The organism is Natrialba taiwanensis DSM 12281 (genome assembly GCF_000337595.1).
Classification (GTDB): Archaea; Halobacteriota; Halobacteria; order Halobacteriales; family Natrialbaceae; genus Natrialba; species Natrialba taiwanensis.
Genome location: NZ_AOIL01000042.1, coordinates 145,559 through 166,514, shown reverse-complemented (window position 1 = coordinate 166,514; position 20,956 = coordinate 145,559). Strand labels below are relative to the sequence as shown.

The window sequence follows — 20,956 nt, the reverse complement described above, 5'->3', positions numbered from 1 at the left end:
CCTCCAGTGGTCCGCATGGCTCCCACCGTACAACCTCACTGCCCCCGACGATCGTACACTGCCGTCCGGCGCATCCCGGCGTTCCGGCGGCGTTTGCGGATCACAACCGCGCTATAGCTCCCGATCACGACCACCAAGAGTCCACTACCAATCATAGCCGCCATACTGAACTCGGTCGCTGCACTGCGCCCACTGTTTGGACCCATTACGAGCGGCGATACAACGAGCCAGACTCCGACGATTGTACTCAGCGCGGCGACACCGGTACTTCCCAGGTCTCTATCTGCCCGACGAGCGTAATTGTACCCTCCAGCGACTATCAGCGCCGCTCCGGTGAGAAACGCGTTCCAGCGTTGTCCCGTCGCACTGTCGACAGCGATTGCCTGTCCGATCACAATAGCTCCCAAGAGGACGATACTCGCCGAAAGCCACGTTCCCCGCCGTTCCGAGTTCGGTTCGTGTTCGATCACGTCTCGAGCGGCGACGGCGTCAGCATCCCGGCCACGCTCGTCGTGTTTTGCGGTCTGCTCGTGCTCACTGGCATCCCAGGTTGGTCTGGTCATTGGTCGTACCTGGTTCACTCCGTGGTCGAAAAGAGTCTGCTGCCCACGGCTGCAGGCCCGCGCAAAACGAGTCTGGGTTCAGTCATACATACCACCATTCACTACATTCGTCTACACCACCACTCACTACGTTCGAATCGAGCTACTGGAGCGGTGAGACGCCTCCACACGAGGGACTGGAAACGGCTGCTCCGACGGTGGAGACGAACCGTACGTGGCGGTCGCGCTCGCGCGCGTACGTGAGTTTTATTAGTGACCGGCCGCTATGCGAAAGCAGGTTTTAGAGTTATATGTCCCAGGAAAGCGAGTACGGTGCCGGACAGATCCAGGTCCTCGAAGGCCTGGAAGCCGTACGAAAACGGCCGGCAATGTACATCGGTTCTACCGACTCTCGAGGGCTCCACCATCTCGTCTACGAAGTGGTGGACAACTCGATCGACGAAGCACTGGCCGGGTACTGCGACGAGATTACTGTCACGATCCACGAAGACGGCTCGGTCAGCGTCACGGACGACGGCCGGGGAATTCCCGTCGACACACACGAGGAGTACGACCGCCCCGCACTCGAGGTGATTCTCACCGTCCTCCACGCCGGCGGCAAGTTCGACAACAAGTCCTACCAGGTCTCCGGCGGCCTCCACGGCGTCGGCGTGAGCGTTGTCAACGCCCTCTCCGCTCGCCTCGAGACCGAGGTCAAACGCGACGGGGGTGTCTACGAACACACGTTCGAGACCGGCGAACCCGCCGGCGATATGGAACGCGTCCGCGACATGGAGCCCGGCGAGGCAACCGGGACGACGATCCGGTTCTGGCCGGACACCGACATCTTCGAGACGACCGACATGGCCTTCTCGACACTGTCGAATCGGCTTCGCGAACTCGCCTTCCTGAACTCGGGCGTCCGGATCACGCTCCGTGACGAGCGCGAGTCCGCGACCGAAGACGGCGATGAACTCGCGGAAACGTACGAGTACCAGGGTGGTATCCGCGAGTTCGTCGAGTATCTGAACGAGACTCGGTCGGCGATGCACGAGGACGTGATCTACTTCGAGGACGAGGATCAGAACGTCCGCGTCGAGGTGGCGATGCAGGCAACTCAGGAACTGCAGGGCTCAATTCACGCGTTCGCGAACAACATCAACACGCGTGAGGGTGGCACTCACCTGACCGGGTTCAAGACGGCGCTCACGCGCGTCGTGAACGACTACGCGAACGAGAACGATCTGCTCTCGGACATAGAGGAGAACCTCAAGGGCGAGGACATCCGCGAGGGGCTGACGGCCGTTATTTCGGTCAAACACCCCGATCCGCAGTTCGAAGGCCAAACGAAGACGAAACTGGGGAACTCGGAGGTTCGCGGCGTCGTCGAGGGCGCGATGCACGACGGTCTCGGCACGTACTTCGAGGAACATCCCGATACAGCCCAGGCTATCGTGATGAAGGCCGTCGAGGCCGCAAAGGCACGGAAGGCGGCTCAGAAAGCCGAGGAGTTGACACGTCGGAAATCCGCCCTCGATTCCACGTCCTTGCCGGGGAAACTCGCGGACTGTCAGACGAAAGACCCGGAAAAGGCGGAGTTGTTTATTGCGGAGGGTGATTCCGCCGGTGGCAGTGCAAAGCAGGCGCGGAATCCGGAGTTCCAGGCTGTCCTCCCGATCAAAGGGAAGATCCTGAACGTGGAAAAACACCGCCTGGATCGGATACTGGAGAACGACGAAATCCGGAACATGATCACCGGGATCGGCGCGGGGATCGGCGACGAGTTCAACGTCGAAGACGTCCGCTACAAGAAGATCATCATGGCGACGGACGCCGACGTTGACGGCGCGCACATCCGGACGCTCCTGTTGACGTTCTTCTACCGGCATATGCGACCGCTGCTCGAGGGCGGATACGTCTACGCGACCCAGCCGCCGCTCTATCGCATCCGCTATCGCGGCGAGACATACGATGCGATGACGGACGCGGAACGCGACGAAATCGTCGAGGAGAAGTGCAACGGCAATCCCTCGCAGGTCCAGCGGTTCAAGGGACTGGGGGAGATGAATCCCGAACAGCTCTGGGAGACGACGATGAACCCGGACAACCGCATCTTAAAGCAGATCACGATCGAGGATGCCGCGGCAGCGGACAAGATGTTCTCGGTGCTGATGGGTGACGCGGTCGAACCGCGAAAGCAGTTCATCAAGGAGAACGCGCCGGAGGCAGAGTGGATCGACATCTAGTGGTGAGAGAGATATGAGTTCAGACGTACCCGATCCGACAGACGTAGAGGCTCGTTCGGTCGAAAACATCCGTATCGAAGACGAGATGGAGCAGAGCTACATCGACTATGCGATGTCCGTCATCGCAGGTCGTGCGCTCCCGCGCGTCGAGGACGGTCTCAAGCCCGTCCACCGGCGCATCTTGTACGCGATGCACGAAATGGGCGTCACCTCGGGCTCTTCCCACCGCAAGTCTTCCTCGATCGTCGGGGAGACGATGGGTGACTACCACCCACACGGCGACAGCCCGATCTACGACGCGATGGTCCGGATGTCCCAGGACTTCTCGATGCGCTACCCGCTGGTTGACGGCCAGGGCAACTTCGGCTCGATGGACGGCGATCCGCCGGCCGCTCAGCGATACACTGAGGCGCGGATGTCTCCGATTTCCGAGGAGCTACTCTCCGATATCGATAAGGACACGGTCGACTTCTCCGCGAACTACGACGATCGCCTGCAAGAGCCCGAGGTGTTGCCCTCGGCGTTTCCGAACCTCCTGGTCAACGGTTCCTCGGGGATCGCCGTCGGGATGTCGACGAATATCCCGCCGCACAACCTCGGAGAGGTCATCGACGCGACGATCGAGTTGATCGACGACCCCGGGGCGACGGTCGAGGACCTGATGGACCACGTGAAGGGACCGGACTTCCCGACCGGGGCGAATATCGTCGGCCGCGACGCCATCTACTCCGCCTACAAGACCGGCCGCGGGCGCATCCGCGTCCGGGCCGAGTTCGACGTCGAGGAGTGGCAGTCGGGCCGCGAGCGAATCGTCATCACCGAACTGCCCTACCAGACCAACAAGGCTCGCCTCGTCGAGCGCATCGCCGAGGACGTAACCGAGGGCGATATCGAGGGGATTTCGGACCTGCGCGACGAGTCCGACCGCGACGGCGTCCGTATCGTCGTCGAGTGCAATCGCGGCGCGAACGTCGAGGTCGTCAAGAACAAACTCCTCGAGAACCACTTGGAGAAGACCTTCGGCGTTATCAATCTCGCGCTGGTCGACGGCCAGCCACAAGTGCTCTCGCTCAAGGAAACCTTAGAGGAGTACATCGCCCACCGCCGCGAAGTCGTGCGCCGACGCAGCGAGTACGACCTCGCCGAAGCCGAGGATCGCGTCCACATCCTCGAAGGACGGCTGACGGCAGTCGAGAACGCCGAGGATGTCGTCGACCTAATCAGAAACAGCGAGACGCGCGACGACGCGAAGGCGGCGCTGCGGGAGACCTACGAGTTCTCCGAAGAGCAGGCGACCCACATCGTTCGGATGCAACTCGGCAGTCTCACCTCGATGGAAGCCGCCGAGATCGAGGACGAGTACGAAGACGTGCAGGCTGAGATCGAACGCCTGACGACGATCCTCGAGAGCGAGTCCGAATTGCTGGGCGTCATCAAAGACGAACTCCGCGAGATCAAAGCCGAGTACGGCGACGATCGGCGCACATCGATCATCGAGGATCAGGGCACAGTTACCCACGAGGACCTCATCCCCGAAGAAGAGGTCGTCGTCGTCATGACCGAAGACGACTACGTCAAGCGGATGCCGATCGAGGCCTTCGACCCCCAGGGTCGAGGCGGCAAAGGGATCATCGGCGCGGATGTCAAAGAGGACGACCGCGTGTCGACCGTCTTCCGCGCGAATACCCACGACTACCTGCTCTGCTTTACGAATCAGGGCAAAGTCTACCAGCTCAAAACCTACGAAATCCCCGAGATGGGCCGCACCGCACGCGGAAAATCGGCGGTCAACATTCTCGATCTCGACCAAGGCGAGGACATCACGGCGATCGTCGATACCGACGCCTTCGGCGACGACGAGTTCGTCACGATGGCGACCCGGCACGGCTACGTCAAGCGGACCGCCGGCTCCGAGTTCGACAACATCCGCTCGACCGGGATCATCGCAGCCGACCTGCAGGAGGACGACGAACTCGTCGATGTCGAGGTTACCGACGGCAGCCAGGACCTCGTCATCGCTACCGAAGGCGGCATGACGATCCGGTTCGACGAGGACGAAGTCCGGTCGATGGGTCGCAACGCCCGCGGCGTCAACGGCATTGAACTCGAGGGCGACGATGCCGTTGCCGGCTTGGTCGCGACCGATGAGGGCGACGAGCAGGATCTGCTGACCGTCACGCGCAACGGCTACGGGAAGCGGACGCCGCTGTCGGAGTATCGCACCCAGTCGCGGTACGGCAAGGGGCTGATCGACATCAAGACCGGCGATCGAAACGGTCCCGTGACGGCCGCGAAGGCGGTGTCGGAAGATGACCAAGCCGTGCTCATGAGCGAGCGCGGGCAGATCGTCCGCACGCGCGTCGACGAAATTTCGGAGGTCGGCCGCAACACGATGGGCGTGATCGTGATGGACGTCGAGGCCGACGATGCGGTCGCAAGCGTCGACGTGATTCCGGCATCGGTGGGAGAAACGGACGACGCAACCGAGACGGCTGAAGCAGACGCGCCGAACTGAGCCGTCCCCGACGACTCGTTCGATTCAACGGTTGAATCGGGGAGGCCGTGTATTGTTCTACGCATCCGTATTGGACGAGCGATTGCGATCGGTCTCTTCGCCGTCGCGGTGCTGGTCATCGGATAGCGGGTTGACGTTCCAAGCGAACACGTAACCAGCGCCGTCGGTGGTTTCAGGCTAGCTTTACTCGGGTATACGTTCGCGCACGTGTCATCACGAAATCAGCGGATGGAAAGCTCACTGAGAGTACGCCCGGAGGACGCGTTCACCGGAGCCAATGCGGTCGGCTCTTCGATGTACCCGAGCAACAGTAACGGTCGCGTCGCTGTGCGGAACGAGAAAACGGCAGATGAGAGAACGAATTCGCTCCGTGACCCCTCAGTGTGCGGCTTCTTCGGCAGGAGCGACCATATCCTCGATGCGCAGAATGAGGATGTTGTTCGTGTCGTCCTTACCGTCGACACGGCCGTCGATGAGGAGCTTCGAGAGCGGTGTCGGGCCGACGGTGACGGCGTCGTCCTCGTGAATACCGCTGATAGCGCCCTGCAGGTGGATCTCCGCGCGACAGAGTTCAGGATGGTGAACACTCGAGAGGTCGATTTCTTCGACGATGACATCGGTGATCGGTTCGCCCTCGTGTTTGATCGGCACCGAGGCCGGATCGTCCATCTGCTGGATTTCAAGCGCTTCGAAGGCGGCAGCGGTCGGCTTGTATCCACCCTTGGGACCGGGGACACCTTCGACGAGCTGGAGCGCCTTGAGACTCTGCATCTGGTTGCGGATGGTCCCCGGGTTTCGGTCTACCTGTTCGGCGATGTCCTCGCCTTTGATGGCGTCTTCGGATTCTTTGTGGAGATTCGTCAGTGCGCGCAGGATTTTCTTCTGACTGGGGGTCAGCTCGATTGATGACATAGCGGATTATTCGTAGTTGAATTCCTTAAACCCGGCGGGTACGGTCGGCCGTTGAGTCGGTTTTGACGTGCAAAAGCATACCAGTATAGCCCCGAACGAACGTACACTGGTGATTCGAGAGGCTATCGAGAACCGACTCGACTGCAAGAGTCGTTACGACTCCGCTTGCGGAAGGGGTGTAACGCGGACGTGATGGGCGACACCCTCCGGTAACGAAACGTCGTCGACAGTCTCGCTCGACCGTGCAGTAACCATTCCGAAGGGAGCGACTTCGAGAATTTCGAGTTCGACGCCGGGTTCGACACCGTGAGTGGCGAGATACGACAGGACTTCCGGGTCGTGGTCGGCGACCTCTTCGACGACGACGACATCGCCCTCGGCGAACTCGGTAACTGACTTGCCCGCCGAGCGGTCAGGTGGTTCGAGATCGGCACTCGGAATCGGCGAGCCGTGCGGATCGACCTCCGGTTCGTCGAGGGCATCTGCGACGCGGGCCTCGAAGTCCTCGCTGATATGGTGTTCGAGACGATCCGCCTCGGCGTGGACTTCGGACCAATCATAGTCGAGATGTTCGGTGAGGTAGGCCTCGAGCAAGCGGTGGTGACGGACGACTTCGAGAGCGACGGTTTCACCTTCGTCCGTGAGCGTGACGCCGCGGTACTTCTCGCGGTCGACCAGCCCGCGGTCTTCTAATTTCTCGAGCATGCTGGTAACGGTCGGCGACGTGACCTCGAGCGCATCGGCGATCGCGGAGGTCTTGATCCGTTCCTCGTGCTCACCCTGGAGCTGATAGATCGCCTTGAGGTAATCCTCCATCACGTCGCTCAGCATCATCGTACACCGATTTAGACCCATCTAACCCTAAACCTGTCGACGACGGTCCCCGCCGAGTCCGAGACGACCGACGATCACAGCTACTGCGCTCTATCACCTCCCGTGACAACGTGAAACACACTGATACGAGTTCCAACACCTTTGTATCGTAGTGTTTCAGACTGTGAGGTATGACTGAAAACGTCGTCGTGCTCGGTGCCGGGTACGCTGGTACCGGCGCGATCAGCAAGCTCCAGTCGGAACTCGGCGGCAACGCACGATTGACCTGGATCGCTGATGTCGACTACCACCTCGTCTTACACGAGTCCCACCGCGTGATCCGTGACCCGGACGTGCAATCCGACATCACGTTCCCCGTTACCCAGGTTGCCGATCCGTCGACCCGATTCATTCAGGACGAAGTCGTCGGACTCGATGTCGACGACCAACTCGTCGAACTCGCGGATAGCGATCCCGTCGAATACGACTACGTCCTCGTCGCGATGGGCAGCCAGACCGCCTACTACGGCATCCCTGGGCTTGAGGAGCACTCGCTTACGCTGAAAAGTCTCGACGACGCCCTGGAAATCCACGACGCCGTCAAAGAAGCAAGCCAGGACGCCACCCGCGGTGAACCCGCACAGATCGTCGTCGGCGGTGCCGGACTCTCCGGCATCCAGACCGCCGGTGAAATCGCCGAGTTCCGCGATGCCCACCGCGCGCCGATCGAAATCCACCTCGTCGAAGCGCTCGACGAAATCTTCCCCGGCAACGACCCGGAAATCCAGCAGGCCCTCCGGGACCTTCTCGAAGATGCCGGCGTTCGCATCCACACGGACGACCCGATTACCGAAGCGACCGACGAGGTCATCGAGTTCGACGAAGGCGAGCCACTCGATCACGACGTGCTCATCTGGACCGGCGGCATCACCGGCCGCGACGCACTCGACGACGCCGCACTCGAAAAGGAACACAACCGCGTCACCGTCGCGGCGAACTTCCAGACCTCCGTCGACAACGTCTTCGCGATCGGCGACTCGGCGCTCATCGATCAAGGCGACCAGCCCGCGCCGCCGACCGCACAGGCCGCCTGGCAGGCCGCCGAGATCGTCGGCGAAAACATCTCCCGTGCGATCGAAAACCGCCCGCTCAAAACCTGGGAATACGACGACAAGGGGACCGTTATCTCCGTCGGCGAGAAGGCAGTCGCGCACGAAGTCAAACCGGCCTTTGGCATCTCACTGCCCGTCGACACCTTTGGTGGCGTCCCCGCAAAGAACCTGAAGAAAATGATCGCTGCCCGCTGGATCGCCGACATCACCTCCTGGAACGAAGCCCGCAAATCCTGGTCGGCACTGTAGTCGACGACCACTCGCCACCTGCCACCCAGCACCCAGCACATATCGACGCCCGCACTGAACTCGACACGGCCGATTACGCGTTGCTGGACTCCTCGTTTTCTTCGGCGTCTCCGGATCCGTTGCCGTTTCCGTTATCTCCGCCTGCAACACCCGCTTCCCCCCACTCCGTTCGCTTTTGATCTGCCGTGCACTCTGTCTGATTCCGGTCCCGGATCCGACTCTGACTCTCACTCTGACTCTCACTCTGACTCTCACTCCCACCCCCCATCTTCCGTGCCGGTACACCCGCGACGGTGGTCCCCGGTTCGACATCCCTCGTCACCAGCGAGTTCGCCGCGACGCTTGCATCCGCACCGATCTCGACGCCCGGCAACACGATCGCCCCAGCACCGATCATCGCTCGCTCGCCGACGACGATCTCACCCGTCCGATACTCGTCCTGCAAGAACTCGTGACAGAGCAGCGTTGCGTCGTAGCCGACGATTGCGTGTTTCTCCATCGTGATCAGTTCCGGCCAGAAGACATCAGGCGTCGCCTCGAGTCCCCAGGAAACACCAGGCTCAACGGTGACACCGAGTCGACGCAAGCACCACCGCCGCAGGCGGAGGCTTGGAGAAATGCGAGCGAACCAGACGAAGAGGTAGTTGAGCGCAACCCGAAGCGGGTGCTTTGCGCTCGTCCAGTGAGCAAGCGAGTTCCGAACGCCGGGCGTGGGGTGGCGTCGAATGCGGTCGTGGCGGGAACGGGAGTTATCGGCTGTCACGTCTGGGTTGTCGGTCAAGTACTACAAGAAACTGACCGATTCTAACACGGGTCACTCACCGGCCGCTGTCGGGTTACGTGCTGGCCGAACTGTCATCCACCGTGTCGGCTGGCGTTCGATCAGTACGGGGGCCGACCAGTTTCCGGAACGCCTCGCTCGAGAGTTCACATCGGTAGGCCGGCTTGAAGAGCATGTTCTGCCCACCCGCGCGGACGTTCCAGTCCGTTTCGATTTCCTCACGAAGATAATACTGTGCTTGTACGTTGCCCGGTTTGACGTAGTACTCGCTGAGACGGATGGGATAGCGGTCGAAAAGGCCGCCTGGTTCGCGGCCGGCGACGATCACAACCGGTTTGTCCTGCCGATAGAGTTCACCGTCTCGTTCCCGTGCGCGTTTTACGTGTGCGTTCTCCGGGTTGGCCGCGAGAATCGACTCGCGGTCCGTCTCGCACATTTCGGGAGTGACAACGGCGACGTTATCGACGGTGAAGTAGCCGATTAAGTACCGGTGTGCGCGATCTCCCTCCGGGCGGCGGAGGCCGGCGTAGAAGCCAACGATATCGCCCGGTTCGAGCGAGCGAAGACGGGAGACGTAGCCGTTGGATCGATGTTCACCGTAGGTTAGCGCCTCGAAGTTCGGATCACGGTGCAGCGGCCACTCCGCGAGTGCAGCGCCGGAGACCGTGTCAACACCGTTTCGGATCGGTTGTGGCTCGATCCGAGTCGTCAGGTCTGCGGCGACCCGATCATCATAGCGGAGGGTCCACGATCCGAGTGTCGCTGTCTCGCTCGTGTTCCGAGTCTTCTCCGGAATGGGAACGTATTCAAAGCGGCCATCGTCGTACAGCGGCCCGAGTGCACCGAGGTTCGTACTGTCGGCACCGACCCCAGCGAGGACGACTGTCATCAGTTCCTCTCAGTACGAGCAGTAACAGATTAAACCACTCGATCCAGACGACCGGCGAACGCTTTTCCTGTAGACGACCGTGTCTCTGCTATGGCGTCCAGAACACCCATCGAATGTCCACTGTGCCGTGAATCTCCGGTGCAAGAGCAAGAACTCGAGGAGCATCTCGTCTCAGCCCATACGAAACGCAAACTCGCAAAATTCGTCGCCTCGGAAACGCGAGCGATGGACGAGGGGGATATTTCCGAGTGAACGACTACGCGGAAGCGAGGAAACAGCCACGGCCCCGACACTGACAGGCGGGTCACCCACACGGTGTAATCGAAATCGACCCTCTCGCCTCGACCGCGATACGGTACCCGCAGTAGTCGAACGTGAGCCGTCCGGTGGGGCGTGAGTGTGTCGGTGTCGATCCGAAGAGACCAGTGATCGCAGCGGGATCAATGGTCTCGTACAGCGGCGGCAACTCGGTCGTCGGCTGGGTTTCGGACGTGCACGTGAACAAAATATGGAGCCCGAAGCCTGCCGTTTCGTAATCGATATCCGGAATATACCCCTCGAGAACCCCCTGTTCTTCGAGTCGATCGATTCGATTTCGAACGGTTCCCGCAGACACCCCGACTGCTTCAGCGATTTCAGCTGCCGTCGTCTCCCGTGCGTTCTACTGGAGCAGATATAGAATGCCGCGGTCAGTCTCATCTAATACGTCCTGTGCCATGGAGCGTCTACGGATGGAGCGTCGAAGGAACTTATGATAACAGCGACTAGACGAACCGTTCACCAGTTGCGTTTGCAGGAGTGATAGAGCGGCGGAATGGGTTTCTAATCAAGTCACAGGGGAGCAGCAGTCGATTAGTTACGGCGCGATCGTCACGCCGGTCACCCCTCTTGTATTGTCTGCTATGTAGAAATATCTCGAAAGCGAGAATTGGATTTTCGGACGTCTCAGGGGGTTGAGGCCCCAGGAGTTGGCGAGTTACAAAATTTCGAGTGGGACCGCCGAGGTCAACAATTCGCCTTTTGCGCACGCTACTCTGATCGATGGTTGTACTCATTCTGAATCCTCCGTAAGGAACTCGCGGCGNAATTTCGAGTGGGACCGCCGAGGTCAACAATTCGCCTTTTGCGCACGCTACTCTGATCGATGGTTGTACTCATTCTGAATCCTCCGTAAGGAACTCGCGGCGGGATTGCATCCGCCGAATCGGGTCGGGGTGGTCGTAGTGCTCCCTGATCACTTCAGGGGTAGCGTTCACTCTCTCGGCAACAACTTCGGGCGGCCAACCCTGGTCGCGCATGTGTGTGATTGAACCGGTACGCAACGGGTGCGGGGACCGGCTCGAGGGACACCGCGCTTCTTTCCCGTGTTCCAGGGCTTCGCAGTTCGTCGTGTCACGATCGTGCGGACAGCGACCCCACCGGCACGGCTGCGTCAGAATGTAGATCTCACGCCGGATACTCGACTTCGATACCCTGGCGTTGTCTCCCTTTTCCGTCGTGAACAGCGGCTGGCGGTCGTTCGAACCGGGTCGATGAACCCGGTTCACGCCGATATACTCCTGTACTCTGTCCGCTACGTCCCGATCGATTGCAACCGGGCGCTCTCCTTCTCGTTTGTTCTTCAGCGGCGTTTCCGGTCGATTCCGGAAGTAGACAAACGGAACCTCAACCGCATCGAGGGCGGCACCCTCGATGTCGTCCTGATGCTGAAGCCGCTCGAGGTCCGACTCATCGAAGAAGCAATCGCCGAGATCGAGCGCGCGAAGCCCACCGAGTCGGCACCCGGTGTGCCACAGCAGTTCGAACATCGCCTGTCGGCGAGATGCGCGCTCGTATCGGTGGAGGTTCTCACGGATCGTTGCGGCGCGATCGGCAGATAGCAGTTCGTCGTTGACCCGTTCGGCTAGGTCAACGGATGGGACTTCGACCTTCGTCGGAAGCCCAGCCGGGACTGCATCGATCCGTTCACAGAACTGGATGAACTGCTTGAGAGTACCGATCTGGTTGTTTAGTGTCGATACTTGTAGCCCATCAGCGCGACGGTGCGAATCGAACTGGAAAACGTCGCGACTAGTGAGGTCATTCAAATTATCGATTCCCTCTTTTTCGCACCACTCGAGGAACGGCTTCAACCGGTAACGGTAGCTCTTTAGCGTCTCGTCGGCCCGCGTGGACTGTAACCGATCGATCCACATGTTGACCGCTTCGCGCGGCGCCATCGGCTCGAGGTCAGTGCTCATCGATTCACCCCGGACGCGCAGCTCTGGTTACAAAATGCGATACGCTTACTGTGGTCGCGTGTCTGGTTCGTCATGGTCTCACACTTGTGGGACCGCGGACTCACCGTGCGCGCCGTTGATTGGTACTTGGGGGCGCGCGCGGTCGCTGTCCGTCGGTAGATTAGAGCGAAGGGACGGGTACTTCTTAATCGTTGCAGGGTCGTTTCCGATTCTTTCCGATAAATCAGTATTCCTGAATTTCGTCCGTTCTGAACGCTCTCGCGCGTTTCCGATAATTTCCGATTCTTTCCGATTCCGTTTCCAGAAGTGTTTCTGAACTCGTTTGACTCGGCCGTGGGCTGTGGGCCGTAGCCTAATCGATACTGCCGATCGGGGGCTTTATCCCCCGTTACGTCGAGCGATTGCATGCTTCCGTACCTGATCTACGGAGGCCAGGCGGGCCGATGTCCCAAGCATCGGGTCCGCGTTTCTGACGAGAACCCGACCGGGTACCGGCGGGTCCGTCTGACTTCCGTTGCTCCGATCCAGACACGGGGGGAACTTAACTCTAACCCAACAATCCGTGTTCTATCGAACACCGAACGTAATTTGGTGAAACAGGTTTCGCTATCTGTTAAATGCGAGACTACGATGAGCGGGTATGCGTCCGCGGGTCGAGTGGATGAACCAGACCGATAATCGGATTCTCGAAATACTCGATGAGTCCGATCTCATTCTCTCTCCCGCGGTGACAGCGATCAATTTAGATTATTCGCGAAACTGGGTTTCGCGACGAATGAGCAAGCTCCAGAAGGCTGGCCTCATCGAGAAGGTCAACGGAAGCTACTATCGAATTACTGACCGTGGCCGGGCGTATCTCACGGGAGAACTCGACGCCGAGGACCTAGAAGAATAGATCCGGGCACTTGGTGTAGCTACGCTTTCGCTTGTGGAAGCCGGTTCAATCGTACTACCGAACTGTGCCGAGCGACCGAGCTGCGTCAGCCGAGATCGTGATCGATTCCTCGCCGCGTGTGACGCCGCCGCCTGCAATCTCGTTGATGAGCGCTGCCAGTCCAGACAGGTACGAATCGTTTCGTTCCTCGGTGATCGTCAGAGTGTCCTTCCCGTCGTGATAGACGGCCCGGTTCTCGAGATACGCGTAGACAAACGTCTCACTGACCTCTTCGGAACCGGCCACGAGATAGCTCGGGAGTGAGAGTTGCTGGCTGGTTTTCGGCCCGACAGGAGCACCGAGTACGGCGAGTACGCGCCCAAGGACAGTCCCATCCGCTGTTGGACGAGCCTCGTCAGCGCGGCCGTCCCGATCATCGACGATCTCGTAGTCGACGCCGACCAGCTCGAGTGCGTCGATCACGTGCGAGTCCGCGCCGTAGTGGTTCAGCGCGAACGAGGGTCGATAGTACTGTTCGGCAATCGCGCCGCCCGAGAAGATATTCGCAACCAGCGCGTTCAGCCCGGTGAACACGTCGTCGTTGAGCGTGCACTCGAGCCACCCATACTCGCGTGCGGTGTCGATCCCGTGGACGACATCCGGTGCCCCACCGTCGTCGATCCAGGTGCGAAGCCGACCACGCGGAAGATCCAATGCCGACGCGGTAGCGCCTGAGCCGGCATCGTGTGTGTTCGCATAGCGGGTTGCCTCGCGGTACTGCTCGACCGCTTCCCACGCGTTCTCGTAGGCCCCGCCATCATAGGTGCGCGCGAGATCGCGAGCGGTCACGAACACAGTCTCTGTCATGTGGAACTCGTAGGACTGAACTGGCTTTGGTATTACCGTTCTCTCGTCAAATCACCAAACCGCAAGAGGGAGTCGGTTCAAGGGGGGGCTGTAGGATTTCTGCGGACCACTGATTATCAGATCTGAAACCCATGGAGTTCCTGATGTGACCCAAAAGAGTACACTATCGATTAGTTATATATACCGGTACTCTACTGGTTGCTATCAGCACCAGAAGACGACGAGAAGACGACGATCAAGGATACGATCTCCAACCCCTTCGAACGTCACCGGGTGCCTACCAGGGTTTCCGGAATAAGTCTTCTCACCGTTGGTGGGTGCGCAAACGAAATCCAAAGCAAACAATGGATCTTACAAAATACCGCGCCAAGCTGATTGGCAACGAAGAAGAGCGCGCAGTATCGCCCGTTATCGGGGTTATCTTAATGNAAGCAAACAATGGATCTTACAAAATACCGCGCCAAGCTGATTGGCAACGAAGAAGAGCGCGCAGTATCGCCCGTTATCGGGGTTATCTTAATGGTCGCAATCACTGTCATTCTCGCGGCTGTGATTGCAGCATTCGTGCTAGATATGGGGGACAATATTGGCAATGCAGCACCTAGTGCAACTTTCGGCGGAGAGCAGGTGGAAGATGGCGGTGTTGATCCAAGCAGTGATCACGTTGTCGTCCATTTCACTCATGACAGTGGGGAAACCATTGAAAAGAGCAGATTAGCAATAACTACATCTGGTGATGGAGATGCTAGTAGTAGTGATCTTGAAATCAATAGTAACACTCCTGATCGAATCTCTGCTGGGGAAGTCATTGAAGTAGAGCTACAAAGTAGTGGTATCAATTCAGGTGACACGTCACTTGCTGAGACTGATGAGATCAACCTAGTTTGGGAGAACGAAGATAGTAGTTCAACACTCTCTACATATTCAATCACTTCTGACATCGACGGGAACTAACCCACTATAGAAGCCAATATTTATATAATATCTGCTCGATTACTATTTTATCATCTAATGAGTTCAAGTTTCCATTCGCCCTCGTTGACGTGGCGAATGTGAATGTGATGTTCATCTCGTAGTTCTCCGTTTTCATTGAGCAGACCTTCAACACGAAGATCGTCCTTCGGGAGCGTCACGCCAAGCGAGTTCTGATCGAGTTTTCGGAGTTTGTTCAGCGCCATATCCGGCGGGCAACCCGCCTTAGTATAAAGGTTGGTGACTATCGGCGATACCAAGGTGTCACCAAGGCTGTGCCACGGTTTTGCTGAGGTTTTCGTGCAGGGGGGTTCCACGCGGGATGGATGGCACTAAGCCTACCGCAGAAGTACGTTCCCGACACGATTCGTCGGGAAGACGGTATCGACCTGACGGACAGCATTCTCGCGCCAATCTTCGTCCTGGCGTCGTTCTCGATCGGGGCGGTTGGAACACTGCAGTTCAGCGAACCACTGAACCTCTCGCTCTCGGACGCGCTCTATGCGGCCCACGGGACCGAGGTCACCTACGCGTTCATCATTTCGATGGGTGTCCTGGTGATCGGGTGGCTAACCAACGAGAACACGCCTGAGGACTACACCGAGGTTGAGACGGTCGTGATGCTGCTGGCGGTGATCCTGAACGTACTCGGGGCACTGGTCCCGGCCGTCGCAATCGCGCTCGAGTCGATGTGGTACGTCGGCTGGTTCACCGTCTTTCTGAACGGAGCCGCGTTCTATCTGATCGCCTATAAGTAACCGACTCGGAGGCTTACAATGCAATTTTCAAAAGCACATACGGTCGCAGTCGTCGCGGTATTGGCTCTCGTTACGATCACCGTTGCCGGCTTCGCTGGAGTCGGGGCGGCCCAAAACGCAGCCGATGAAATAGAGAACCGAACCGTCGAAACGAGTAACGAAACCGAGTCCGTCGAGGTCGACATTGCGTTCGCCGGGACGTTCGAAAACGCCTCGAGCGAGACGGCAGACCTGGCGATTTACGACGCGAGTTCGTTCAATCAGAGCGGGACCAGCGCGACGCCCGTCCTGGAAGACTCGTGGACTGCCAACCCTGACGACACGGTGACCGAGGAATACAACCTGAGCGATTCCTCGGTGAATCTGGAGCAAGAGAGCGACTATCGGGCGATTCTGACGGTGAGCAACGAGAATAACGTTGACAGCGCCTACGTCGCGGCCGATGACGAGTCGATCGGTGGCGGATGGTTCGATGGCGGGCTCGACGGGTCGCCCGGCTTCGGGGCGTTCGCCGCGATCTCGGCGATCGGCGTAGCACTAGCCACTCGTCTGCGCGCGGGAGGTGCCTGATGTCGGCCGGCCCACAGCCCACGGATCACGAGGTCGAGTCCGGCGAATCGGTCTCACTCACTCGGCGTGACCTGTTCCGCCGGACGGCGGCTACTGGGACCGCCCTAGGCGGCATGATGCTCGTCGGCGATCGGGTTGTTCCCCAGTTCTCGCCGATCGGGAGAGCGCGAGCGATCGCGCTGGCGACGGCCGCGACACTCGCGTCGGGTGCGGCGATCGCGGGGATTGTGGTCGGCGCGATCGCAACCGGCAGCGACGATTCGACCGAGCAGATTCTCGAAAAGCGGTCGAATGAGCTCCATGATCGGATCTGGACGGATGCGAACGAGATGCAAATGGTCCAAGAACCGATGATGGAATCACTGGAGGGAGACGTGTCGTCGCTCCGGCAACTATCCCGCTCGGATGCTGCATTCGAGATTATGCAGGCTGCCTCCGATGAGGCTGGGGAGTCAACCGCTCAATCGAACGCGAAGGATGCCGTGCGGAATGCGTTCGCGAAAGTCGAGGCGAACTTTTTCGACGCCTATTCGGCGCAAGTGACGAAAGTCCTGAACCGATCTCCGCTAGTCGCGGACGACTCGAATCTCGAGGTTTTCGACGTGTTCCGATGGGTCGGGAATGGAGACCTCGAGTCGAATTCGGAGGAGATTACCAAGGAATCGACATCTACGGACTACGAAGGCACTGCTGAACTCGTCAATGGCGAGACTCACCCGGTGTCGATCATAAACGTCGGGACCGCTGGATCAACTCTTGTCCCGTGGTCGGAGGCATCTGGATCAACCTCCCCGTCAGTCAGTCCGCTCCAAAACTTCGATGCTGACGGGAATTACACCGGATCGGCCTCCAACTATTACTGGGGCCTGACAGCGAAAGACCGTGAGTCAGGCAATACCATCGATATGCTCGACTCTTATGAGTGGTGGAAAATTCACGACGAGCTTCTGACGATTCTCGACGACGAACTGACCCACGTCGAGACGATGGTCTCGAACCTCTATCAGCCCGCGGTCGACGGCGAGATAGACGTGCATTCGATTTCAAGCGGTTCGGCAATCCTTGAGGAAGCCCGCGACGGCGACCTGTCGAGCTGGAAGGAAGCCGCAGGGATCTTCCGGGCGATGTGGATGGGCGAGGCCAGCGACGCCGCGGTGATCGAACTCGAGAACGGCGTCCAAATCGAGGGTCAATTATTCTGGACAGATCCGGCAGACGAAGGACTGCCGGTAGGAGACTCAATCAACCCCGATAACACGATTGGTCGTCTCTACATGGCTGGAGAGTTGCGGACAGTCCCTGAGACGCAATCAGAGACGGCAACAGTGACGATAACAGTTGTCGATGGGGCAGGGACTGCGATATCGGATGCTCTGATCGACGTGAAGGGCGGCGATACCACGCACTCGGTCAACTCGGACGGAGAGGCGACGATCGATGTCTCTGCAGGCCATACGACGTTCTACGTCACCGACGAGGATGGGACGACCTCGGAAACGGCCGTCTCGATGGACATAGCTGACGGAGACTCTGTTCAGATCACTCACGACGGGTCTGACTCATCTTCGTATCAAGTTGATCCGTTCGCGGACGACACGATAACGCCAGAGGACGAGGGGACGGTTGTCGTACCCCATCTGAAAGACTCGTTCACGGTTCTCGGAGTTAACGAGAAACCGGACGCCAAGTACCTCGAGTTCAACGTGCCCGATCAAGTCGAGCCGAGTGACGACTTCCAGACGTACAAGGAGAGATCCGAGGACGCGGCCGACCGCGAACAGGAGACGCGCGAGGAGACGACGAAAGTCATCATCGAGGAAACAGGAGGTGATGGTGGTCTCGGACTGCCGACGTTCTTCGGTGGCGACGGCGGTGGATTGATCGGACTCGGAATTATCGCCGTCGCTGTGCTCGCTGTCGTCGGGTTCGTGACCGACATGATTCCGGGACTGGGTGAGTGAGATGAGACGGATTTTCGTTTTCGTAACAGTGGCAGCGGTGGCGCTCGCGATGGGCATGGGCGTGGCGGCCGTCCCGATCGCGGCGCAGGAGGACCCCGGCAACACGAGCGACCAGGGCAACGAGTCGCTCGAGGACAACCAAACGACAGCCGAAGCGACCGACGAGTATCTCCAAGAGATCGACAGCGGCACTCGAATCACCGACTGGGAATACGCGCCAGGAATGTTCACGATCGAGATCGAGGCAGAATCGGAAACGGAAGTGTCGATGACCGAAGCCGGCGACTTCGAAGAAGGGACTGGGAGCTTCAACTACCAAGAAACGGAGTTAGACGAGGGTTCGAACACGGTCACCATGCCGGTCACCGATCGGCAGGGCGCGGGCGTCGCGATCGCGACGCGGCGGTCACTCCAACAGGGTACCGGCGCGTTTGTAAGTGTGGGCACGGCCGAATCGAATCCGTTCCGAACGTTCGGCGGTGAGTCCGGGTTATTCACCGGCGTCATTATGACAACCGGACTCGCGGCCCTCGGTGCCGCGTACGTCGTCCGCAGCGAGGATAGCGGAGTGATCGAGGCATGAGCGGGGACACGAGTTCAACGTTCGGCAGCTGGTCGGACCGGTTGACCTACCTGCTCGCCGAAGGCCAGCTACTCGTCGCCGGCCTTGCAGTCTCACTCGGCGCGGCGCTACTCTGGATTCGCCCGGAGATCCCAGGAATGCCGCCAGTTACGAAGGGAATCTTCGCGGCACTGTTGCTTCTTGGGCCGCCGCTGCTCGGGCTGTTCATTACAGGAGCGCGTCGGCTCCGCAACCGGAATATGGTCGAAGTGCACCACATCAACGCCGTCGACGATGTCCGGCGGAAACTGTACGTCGAACCAGGCGTGTGGGATGAGAAGACGGTCGAGGGACCGTCTCCGTACCGCTGTAACGACGAATCTGCATACGAGGTTCGAGAGTTCGACTGGCACCCGGACCAGGGTAAGAACGGCACGCTCATCGTTACTGGATGTTACTTCTCACAACTCTCAGACTCGAAACTGGTCACGGTGAAAGCCATGCTCGAGGACATCCACGGCGAACTGGTCGAGACGGCAATCGCCTACAACAAGTTGCGCGGGCGAATCAGCCGGATGGGAATCGAAATCGAACGCGACACGATCAACGCGCACGCGGAGGCGGACGAACGCGGGTTGATGACCCAGAAGACAAGTGTGAAGGACCGATTCGAGGCGGCCGAGGAGGACGCCAACGAGTGGAGTAGCGACGAGATCAGCGACCTCGGCGAGTACGAGCAGGAGTTTGATCCAACAGACCCTGACCCCATCACGTTCGATCAGGAGAGCCAGCAGGGCCAGCAGGCGGCTGCTACCGATGGAGGGCCAGCACATGACTGATGACAATGCATTACACGTCACCGGAGAAGCACGGGAATATCAGGATGGCTACGGAGAGCGAGAGAACCGCGAAATCGCCGACCACGGCGGTATCGTTCGAGACGAAAATATCTCTCGAGCAATGTCGGTTCGATCGATTCACTACGATCCGACCGACGCCGACCGGCCAGACAAGATGCCCGGTCAGTGCAAAGACCTCGAAAAGCACCGTCAGATCCGGCTGGTAGAGGGAACTGAAACCTTCCGAAGAGCGATGGAAAACGGCGATATGCCGACTATCAAGCACATCGTCGGAGACACATCCAAGCGAGCGGACGTGAGCGGACTGAAGGCGATCGGAACAGTAGACGAACTTATCAACGGCCCGGCCCCGGTAATCGTCGTCTTGGGCGAGATGGGCGCGGGAAAGACCGACTTCGCCTGTTTGCTCGCACAGCGGTGGCGAGCGCTCCATCAGGAGAACTCCCTCCTCGGGACGAACATCCAGTCGCTAGAGGAGAAAGACCGCTGGGTAGACGACGACGGCGACGTACAGGACGGCTGGATCGGAGACTACGGTACACTCATGGAATGGGTCGAGCAGGACGGTGACCCACTTGAGCACAGCCAACGAGACAAACTGTACATCGGCGACGAGTTCTCGAGCGCCGCCAGCGGGACGGGCAAGCAGGGACATGAGACGCGGAAGAAAATGGCCCCGCTGGTCTACAAGATCCGGAAGTACGGCGGTGCACTCATCTACATCGCACACGGCGAGCGGTCGATCCATCCGATGCTCTGGCGCGTCGGGACGATCGTCAAGAAGGTGAGCAAGAAGAAGGCCGTCATCGCCGACTCGATTCGGAACGCGCAACTGGCTGACATCGAGGGAGAGATCGAAGGCGTTCCGCCGACGGACTTCCGGTACAACACGAAGGAAGCGAGCGATTGGAGTTGGTCGCAGTACGGCGACGAAACCGAGGAAATGGAGGCGGGCGAGGCGGCCCGACAGACGGCAATCTGGACCGTCATCAGGTGCAAAGAGGAGGGAATGCCAAACCGCGAAGTCGAGAAATTTGTGCCGTACAGCCGCGAATGGGTCCGAACTCGCTGGAACGAATATCGGGAAGAGGGAAAGCACGCTGAAACCCTTGGCAAGGTCGAGGAGGTAATCGCATGAGGGCGTCCAGTTGGCAACCTGCCAACGGCAACAGCCACCCCTTTACTGTAGCTATGGGCGCGGCCCGAAAGGGCCGCGTACCGCAGCCCATCGCC

At 59.3% G+C, this 20,956-nt stretch carries 20 protein-coding genes and 1 pseudogene; 11 read left to right on the top strand and 10 right to left on the bottom strand.

Going from position 1 to position 20,956, the window contains the following annotated elements; translation table 11 throughout:
• Positions 1-35 precede the first annotated feature (35 nt).
• Complete coding sequence (locus C484_RS11390) at positions 36-563, bottom strand: DMT family transporter (RefSeq protein WP_006826088.1); 528 nt, start codon at positions 561-563, stop codon at positions 36-38.
• 290 nt (positions 564-853) lie between these two features.
• Between C484_RS11390 and gyrB the strand changes: the two genes are divergently transcribed.
• Together gyrB and gyrA are read left to right on the top strand one after the other, a co-directional pair.
• A complete protein-coding gene (gene gyrB, locus C484_RS11385) occupies positions 854-2,788 on the top strand; it encodes a DNA topoisomerase (ATP-hydrolyzing) subunit B (protein WP_006826087.1) in 1,935 nt (644 codons plus the stop codon).
• Positions 2,789-2,801: 13 nt separating this feature from the next.
• Complete coding sequence (gene gyrA, locus C484_RS11380) at positions 2,802-5,303, top strand: DNA gyrase subunit A (protein WP_006826086.1); 2,502 nt, start codon at positions 2,802-2,804, stop codon at positions 5,301-5,303.
• Positions 5,304-5,681: 378 nt separating this feature from the next.
• Here the strand turns inward: gyrA and C484_RS11375 are convergent, their stop codons facing one another.
• Both C484_RS11375 and C484_RS11370 read right to left on the bottom strand, forming a co-directional pair.
• Positions 5,682-6,215 (bottom strand): Rrf2 family transcriptional regulator, encoded by a 534-nt coding sequence (locus C484_RS11375; protein ID WP_006108918.1) that lies wholly within the window; start codon positions 6,213-6,215, stop codon positions 5,682-5,684.
• Positions 6,216-6,368: 153 nt separating this feature from the next.
• A complete protein-coding gene (locus tag C484_RS11370) occupies positions 6,369-7,049 on the bottom strand; it encodes a metal-dependent transcriptional regulator (protein ID WP_006826085.1) in 681 nt (226 codons plus the stop codon).
• Between the two features lie 170 nt (positions 7,050-7,219).
• Between C484_RS11370 and C484_RS11365 the strand changes: the two genes are divergently transcribed.
• Positions 7,220-8,389, top strand: a complete 1,170-nt coding sequence (locus C484_RS11365; protein WP_006826084.1) for an NAD(P)/FAD-dependent oxidoreductase — start codon at positions 7,220-7,222, stop codon at positions 8,387-8,389.
• 73 nt (positions 8,390-8,462) lie between these two features.
• Here the strand turns inward: C484_RS11365 and C484_RS11360 are convergent, their stop codons facing one another.
• The 5 genes and pseudogenes from C484_RS11360 to C484_RS11345 all read right to left on the bottom strand — a co-directional run bounded on the left by C484_RS11360 (position 8,463) and on the right by C484_RS11345 (position 12,299).
• Entirely contained in the window at positions 8,463-9,152 is a 690-nt protein-coding gene (locus tag C484_RS11360; protein WP_394295309.1) for an acyltransferase, read from the bottom strand.
• A gap of 73 nt (positions 9,153-9,225) precedes the next feature.
• Entirely contained in the window at positions 9,226-10,059 is an 834-nt protein-coding gene (locus C484_RS11355) for an Nmad3 family putative nucleotide modification protein (RefSeq protein WP_006826082.1), read from the bottom strand.
• Between the two features lie 304 nt (positions 10,060-10,363).
• Entirely contained in the window at positions 10,364-10,600 is a 237-nt protein-coding gene (locus C484_RS24635; protein ID WP_338041835.1) for a HalOD1 output domain-containing protein, read from the bottom strand.
• 27 nt (positions 10,601-10,627) lie between these two features.
• Positions 10,628-10,705: pseudogene (locus C484_RS24630) on the bottom strand (AsnC family transcriptional regulator); the annotation flags it as partial.
• A gap of 508 nt (positions 10,706-11,213) precedes the next feature.
• Positions 11,214-12,299 carry a tyrosine-type recombinase/integrase gene (locus C484_RS11345; protein ID WP_049915350.1) on the bottom strand — a complete coding sequence of 362 codons (1,086 nt, stop codon included), beginning with the start codon at positions 12,297-12,299 and terminating at the stop codon, positions 11,214-11,216.
• 640 nt (positions 12,300-12,939) lie between these two features.
• On the opposite strand from C484_RS11345, the gene C484_RS11340 reads away from it, so the two are divergent.
• A complete protein-coding gene (locus tag C484_RS11340; RefSeq protein WP_006826079.1) occupies positions 12,940-13,194 on the top strand; it encodes a winged helix-turn-helix transcriptional regulator in 255 nt (84 codons plus the stop codon).
• Positions 13,195-13,248: 54 nt separating this feature from the next.
• On the opposite strand, the gene C484_RS11335 is transcribed toward C484_RS11340, so the two are convergent.
• Complete coding sequence (locus C484_RS11335) at positions 13,249-14,040, bottom strand: hypothetical protein (RefSeq protein WP_006826078.1); 792 nt, start codon at positions 14,038-14,040, stop codon at positions 13,249-13,251.
• Between the two features lie 438 nt (positions 14,041-14,478).
• Between C484_RS11335 and C484_RS11330 the strand changes: the two genes are divergently transcribed.
• On the top strand, positions 14,479-14,994 hold the full coding sequence (locus C484_RS11330; RefSeq protein ID WP_049915349.1) for a type IV pilin: 516 nt from the start codon (positions 14,479-14,481) through the stop codon (positions 14,992-14,994).
• Between the two features lie 50 nt (positions 14,995-15,044).
• On the opposite strand, the gene C484_RS23665 is transcribed toward C484_RS11330, so the two are convergent.
• Positions 15,045-15,218, bottom strand: coding sequence for a hypothetical protein (locus C484_RS23665; RefSeq protein ID WP_006826077.1), 174 nt, complete (start codon positions 15,216-15,218; stop codon positions 15,045-15,047).
• A gap of 120 nt (positions 15,219-15,338) precedes the next feature.
• Between C484_RS23665 and C484_RS11325 the strand changes: the two genes are divergently transcribed.
• The 6 genes from C484_RS11325 to C484_RS11300 are packed head-to-tail and all read left to right on the top strand — an operon-like array spanning position 15,339 to position 20,861.
• Complete coding sequence (locus C484_RS11325; RefSeq protein WP_006826076.1) at positions 15,339-15,770, top strand: hypothetical protein; 432 nt, start codon at positions 15,339-15,341, stop codon at positions 15,768-15,770.
• 18 nt (positions 15,771-15,788) lie between these two features.
• Complete coding sequence (locus C484_RS11320) at positions 15,789-16,340, top strand: hypothetical protein (protein ID WP_006826075.1); 552 nt, start codon at positions 15,789-15,791, stop codon at positions 16,338-16,340.
• Positions 16,340-18,301: a hypothetical protein gene (locus C484_RS11315; RefSeq protein ID WP_006826074.1), complete on the top strand. Its 1,962-nt coding sequence runs from the start codon at positions 16,340-16,342 to the stop codon at positions 18,299-18,301. Before C484_RS11320 ends, C484_RS11315 begins: the two co-directional genes overlap by 1 nt.
• Position 18,302: 1 nt before the next feature.
• Positions 18,303-18,884 carry a hypothetical protein gene (locus tag C484_RS11310; protein ID WP_049915346.1) on the top strand — a complete coding sequence of 194 codons (582 nt, stop codon included), beginning with the start codon at positions 18,303-18,305 and terminating at the stop codon, positions 18,882-18,884.
• Entirely contained in the window at positions 18,881-19,702 is an 822-nt protein-coding gene (locus tag C484_RS11305; RefSeq protein WP_006826072.1) for a hypothetical protein, read from the top strand. The genes C484_RS11310 and C484_RS11305 overlap by 4 nt, the downstream gene beginning before the upstream one ends.
• Positions 19,695-20,861 (top strand): hypothetical protein, encoded by a 1,167-nt coding sequence (locus tag C484_RS11300; protein WP_006826071.1) that lies wholly within the window; start codon positions 19,695-19,697, stop codon positions 20,859-20,861. The genes C484_RS11305 and C484_RS11300 overlap by 8 nt, the downstream gene beginning before the upstream one ends.
• Positions 20,862-20,956 lie beyond the last annotated feature (95 nt).